Source organism: Arhodomonas sp. KWT (assembly GCF_010993615.1).
Genome location: NZ_WNXE01000164.1, coordinates 1 through 5243, shown reverse-complemented (window position 1 = coordinate 5243; position 5243 = coordinate 1). Strand labels below are relative to the sequence as shown.

Sequence of the window (5243 nt, the reverse complement as noted above, 5' to 3'; positions counted from 1 at the left end):
AAACCGGAGCCGAAACCGGAGCCGAAGCCTGAGCCGAAGCCTGAGCCGAAGCCTGAGCCGAAGCCTGAGCCGAAACCGGAGCCGAAACCGGAGCCGAAACCGGAGCCGAAACCGGAGCCGAAACCGGAGCCGAAACCGGAGCCGAAACCGGAGCCGAAACCGGAGCCGAAACCCAAGCCGGAACCCAAGCCGGAAACCAAGCCGGAAACCAAGCCGGAAACCAAGCCGGAAACCAAGCCGGAAACCAAGCCGGAAACCAAGCCGGAAACCAAGCCGGAACCGGAACCTGCGGCGTCATCGGATTCCGGGCCCGCGGGCAAACCGGATGCGGGGACGGAAGAGCCCGCCGAGACAGCGGGCTCGCCGGACGGCGAGTCAACCGGCGGGTCGGAGGGGGTGGCCGGCCGCCCCGGTGGTAAGCGGGCGGCGTCCCCGGGCGGCGGGGGGGCGCCCGGGGGCGGAAATGCCGGGGATCCCGGTGCCGCGGGTAACAAGGGCTACCTCAGCTCGCTGGTCGCGCTGTTCGAGCGACACAAGCATTACCCCCGCCGGGCAAGATTACGCCGCGAAGAGGGGGTCGTCCGAGTGGCGATGCGCATCGCCGCGGACGGAAGCGTCGAGGGCCTGGAGATCGTGCGCGGCTCCGGCAGTCGTACGCTGGATCGCGCGGCCCTGCGAATGGTGCGTTCCGCCTCCCCGCTGCCGGCACCGCCGCCCGGCCTGGTCGGCCGGCAGATCGTGATTCCCGTCGATTACCGTCTCTCCAACCGCTGACGAAGGGTCCCGCGCCCGCTCCGGGCGCGGCGCCGCTCCCCGCTGCCGTCATGTTCGTGGAATACTGTCGCGATCACGGGTAGTGTCAGCGCAGAGCACCGGGCCCCCGGCCAGGGATGCGAACCGGGGGCACGGGACGATTCAACGGGGCAGGGACTGCCGCTGCGGCGAGACAATTCAGAGCGGGAAATGGACGCAGATCAAGCCAGGTCTTCGGGGGAGCACAGCGCGGGGGGCGGCGACTGTCCGGGAGACGGCTGCCAGGCCGGCCGCCTCCTGCAGCGGATCGTCGACGCCATCCCGGCACCGGTTTTCTTCAAGGACGCCGAGTGCCGTTATATCGGCTGCAACGAGGCCTTCGCCCGCGGCATCCTCGGGCGCGCCCCGGAGGAGGTGGCCGGCAAGGGCGTGTACGACCTTGCGCCACCGCATCTCGCCGCCGTCTACGAGGAAGCGGACCGGGCCCTGCTCGCCAGCGGTGGCGTCCAGGTCTACGAGACGCGGGTCCGTTTCACCGATGGCAGCGAGCGGGACATCTCCTTCCACAAGGCGGTCTTCCCGGATGACGCCGGCGCTCCCGGCGGGATCGTCGGCGTCATGCTCGATATCACCGAGCGCCGCCGCCACGAGCGCCAGCTCGAGGAACGCGAGGCGATGTTCCGCAGCGTCTTCGAGGCCTCCGAGGACGCCATCCTCATCCTCGACGACGACACGTTTGCCGACTGCAATCCGGCGACCCTGCACATACTCCGGCAGCCGGACCGGGACCATATCCTGGGGCGCCGGCCCTGTGACATCTCCCCCGAGTTCCAGCCCGACGGCCAGCGCTCCTGCGACAAGGCCGCCGAGATGGTGCGAATCGCCTACGAACGGCACTTCCACCGCTTCGAGTGGACCCATTTGCGTGCGGACGGCGAGCCCTTCCCCTGCGAGGTCACGCTCACCACCATGGCGTTCCGCGGGCGCTCCGCCCTGTACGTGGTCTGGAACGACATCACCGAGCGCCGCCAGCGTGAGCGCCGTATTGAGGAGCTTGCCCATTACGACCCCCTGACCGGGCTGCCCAACCGTCGCCTCCTCCATGCCCGCGGCAGCGCCCTGCTCGCGCGGGCGGACGACCGGGGCGAACCGGTGGGCGTGATGTACATGGACCTCAACCGCTTCAAGGACATCAACGACACCCAGGGCCATGAGCACGGCGATGCCCTGCTCCAGCAGGTGGCCGGACGGCTGCGCGAGGTCCTGCCGGAGAGGTGCCTGCTGGCCCGTCTGGGCGGCGACGAGTTCGCGGTCCTGATCCCGGGGGCGGACGAGGCGATCCTCGAGACCGAGGCCCGCCGCGTGCTCGAGTGCTTCGAGCGCCCGTTCCGCCACGGCTCGTTCAGCGCCGAGCTGGGGGCGAGCATCGGCCTGGTCCACTACCCGGAGCACGGCGCGAGCCTGCCGGAGTTGCTCAAGAACGCCGACATCGCCATGTACGAGGCCAAGCTCGGCGGCCTCGGCTATTGTGTCTTCCGGCGTGCCCAGGCGAATCACGTGCAGGAGCGGGTCGCGCTGGAGCGCGCCCTGCGCGAGGCTATAGCCGCGCAGGACATCGAGCTGCACTACCAGCCGCGGGTGGACGTCCGCGACGGACGGATCACCGGCCTGGAGGCGCTGGCCCGCTGGTATCGTCCCGACAGGGGGTGGGTGTCGCCGGCGGAGTTCGTTCCCCTGGCGGAGCAGACCGGGCTCGTCCACGCACTGGACCGGCTGGTCCTGAACACCGCCTGCGTCCAGGCCCGGGACTGGCGCAGCCGGGGACTGAATCCTAGGGTCGGCGTGAACATCTCCGCGCTCACGCTGCAGCAAGACGACTTTGTCGCCACCGTTCTCGCCGCGCTGGCGGCCTGCGGGCTGCCCGGCGATGCCCTGGAGGTGGAGGTCACCGAGAGCGCGGCGATGCACGATGCCGAGGCCAACACCGTGAAGCTCACCGAGCTCAAGGGTCACGGCGTGCGGGTCGCCATCGACGATTTCGGCACCGGCTACTCATCGCTCAGCTACCTCAAGCGGTTGCCGGTGGACTGCCTCAAGGTGGATCAGTCCTTCGTGCGCGACATCCCCGGTGATCCCATGGACCTGGGGCTGGTGGAGACCATCATCGCCCTCGCGGCGAGCATGGGACTGACCACGGTGGCCGAGGGCGTGGAGACGCCGGAGCAGCTTGATGCGGTGCGCCGCCTGGGCTGTGGCGATCTCCAGGGCTTCCTCGCCGCGGCACCGGCATCCGCCGACGACCTCGAGGCCGTGCTCCGGCGTGGGTACATCGAGCTGCACCGATCCCGTTGACCGGGTGCGCCGGCGATGACGTCACCGGGTCGCTGCGGCCTCTCCTGTGCCGCGGCGTTCCCGGTAGCCGACTGCCTCGGCCAGGTGGGTGGCAGTGACCACGTCGCTGCCGGCGAGGTCCGCGATGGTGCGGGCGACGCGCAGGCAGCGGTGGATTCCCCGGGCGGTGAGCCCGAGACGTTCGCCGGCCTGATCGAGCAGGGCGGCCGCGGTGGCGTCCAGCCGGCAGCGATCCTCCAGTATCCCCGGCGGCAGGGCGGCCGCCGCCGCGTCATCGCGCTCGCGCTGGCGACGTCTGGTATCCGCGACCCGGGCGCGGACGGTGGCGCTGTCCTCCCCGGGCGGGCTCGCGCGCAGCTCCGTCGGCGCCAGCCGGGGCACCGAGCAGAACAGGTCGATGCGATCCAGCAGGGGCCCGCTGAGCCGGCCCTGGTAGCGGGCGATCTGGTCGGGGGTGCAGCGGCATTCGCCGCCCGGATCGCCGAGATGGCCGCAGGGGCAGGGGTTCATCGCCGCCACGAGCTGAAAGGCCGCCGGGTAGCGGACCTTGGCGGCGGCGCGGGAAATCTCCACCTGCCCGGTCTCCAGCGGTTCGCGCAGCATCTCCAGTGCCCGGCGGCTGAACTCCGGGAACTCGTCGAGGAACAGTACGCCGTTGTGCGCCAGCGAGACCTCGCCGGGCCTGGGACGGCCGCCCCCGCCGGCGAGCGCGACGTGGGAGGCGGAGTGGTGCGGCGCCCGGAACGGGCGTACCCCCCAGCGCGCCGGGTCGAAACCGCCGTCGCTCACCGAGGCGACGGTCGCGCTCTCCAGGCTCTCCTGCTCGGTCATCGGCGGCAGGATGCCGGGCAGGCGTGCCGCAAGCATGCTCTTGCCGGTGCCTGGCGGGCCGCACAGCAGCAGCGAGTGGCCGCCCGCGGCGGCGATCTCCAGGCAGCGCCGGGCCTGCTGCTGGCCGCGCACGTCGGCGAGGTCCGCCACTGAGGGACCTTCGCCGGCGGGTGGCGGCGTCGCCGCGGCGAGCGGGGTCCGGGCGGTGAGGTGGGCGCAGACGTCGAGGAGGTGATCCGCGGCGAGGACGCGGCCCGACCCCACGAGGGCGGCCTCGGCGGCACTGTCCCGGGGCAGAACCGCCTGGCGGTCGGCGCGCTGGCAGTGCACCGCGAACGGCAGGGCACCGGAGATGCCGCGCAGGGCGCCGGTCAGCGCCAGCTCGCCGGCGAATTCCAGTCCGTCGAGGGCGTCGGCCGGGACCTGGCCGGAGGCGGCGAGGATACCGAGGGCGATGGGCAGGTCGAAGCGTCCGCCGTCCTTGGGCAGGTCCGCCGGGGCGAGGTTGATGGTCACCCGGCGTGGCGGGAAGTCGAAGCCGCTCATCACCAGCGCGCTGCGCACGCGCTCGCGGGACTCCTTCACCGCGGTCTCGGGCAGGCCGACGATGGTGAGCGACGGCAGGCCACCGGCGAGGTGGACCTCCACCGCCACCGGCGGTGCCTCCACGCCGACACCGGCGCGGCCGTTCACGACTGCTAGGGACACGCGAACCTCCCTGTTCCCGGCGCGGGGGCCGTCCTGCCCCCGCGGCAGGCGGCGTCAGGCGCCGCCGGATTCCGTCTCGTCGCCGGAAACGGCGGTGTCTGCGCCGGCCGGTCCGCCTTCCAGTTCGGCGACCCGGCGCTCCAGGGCCTCCAGCTTCGCGCGGGTACGCGCAAGCACCTTCGCCTGGGCGTCGAACTCCTCGCGGGTCACCAGCTCCATGCGCGAGAACGCCGACTGCAGGGCAGTGCGGGTGTTCTTCTCGATCTCCTGCTGGAACTCGCGCACGCCACCGGGCAGGTGCTCGCTGACGCGCCTGGCCATCTCGTCGAGCTGTTTCGGGCTGAGCATGACGGGCCTCCTTATGCCGTGATGCCGGATTCTACGCCCGCCACGGCCTGTGCGCGAATGCACCAATGGGGGCGGGACGACCAAAACGGATCGCACCACTATGGTGCACACGCGTTGCACCGCAACGGGACACGCGATTTCGGTTGCTTAATAAAGTTATGTTTTTAAAGGATTAAATCAAGTTGGCACGGGCTCTGCTTATGGCGGTGTGAGTGTTGCGCAGTGCCGGATTCGCCGGCGCATTCTCAGGA

General features: G+C 71.0%; 4 protein-coding genes. 2 read left to right on the top strand and 2 right to left on the bottom strand.

Features of this window, described 5'->3' with window-relative positions; genetic code table 11:
• Window positions 1-774: energy transducer TonB (locus G7A99_RS15745; RefSeq protein WP_163141844.1), on the top strand; the 774-nt coding region annotated here is incomplete at its 5' end.
• Between the two features lie 189 nt (window positions 775-963).
• Window positions 964-3105: a bifunctional diguanylate cyclase/phosphodiesterase gene (locus G7A99_RS15740; protein WP_163141841.1), complete on the top strand. Its 2142-nt coding sequence runs from the start codon at window positions 964-966 to the stop codon at window positions 3103-3105.
• A gap of 21 nt (window positions 3106-3126) precedes the next feature.
• Here the strand turns inward: G7A99_RS15740 and G7A99_RS15735 are convergent, their stop codons facing one another.
• Entirely contained in the window at window positions 3127-4644 is a 1518-nt protein-coding gene (locus G7A99_RS15735; RefSeq protein WP_163141838.1) for a YifB family Mg chelatase-like AAA ATPase, read from the bottom strand.
• 54 nt (window positions 4645-4698) lie between these two features.
• Window positions 4699-4992, bottom strand: a complete 294-nt coding sequence (locus G7A99_RS15730; RefSeq protein WP_018719683.1) for an accessory factor UbiK family protein — start codon at window positions 4990-4992, stop codon at window positions 4699-4701.
• Window positions 4993-5243: the final 251 nt, after the last annotated feature.

What these genes read in the sequence shown, in the direction of transcription:
- G7A99_RS15740 (WP_163141841.1), top strand. Translation starts at nt 964, where the DNA reads ATGGACGCAGATCAAGCCAGGTCTTCGGGGGAGCACAGCGCGGGGGGC.
- G7A99_RS15730 (WP_018719683.1), bottom strand. Translation starts at nt 4,992, where the DNA reads ATGCTCAGCCCGAAACAGCTCGACGAGATGGCCAGGCGCGTCAGCGAG.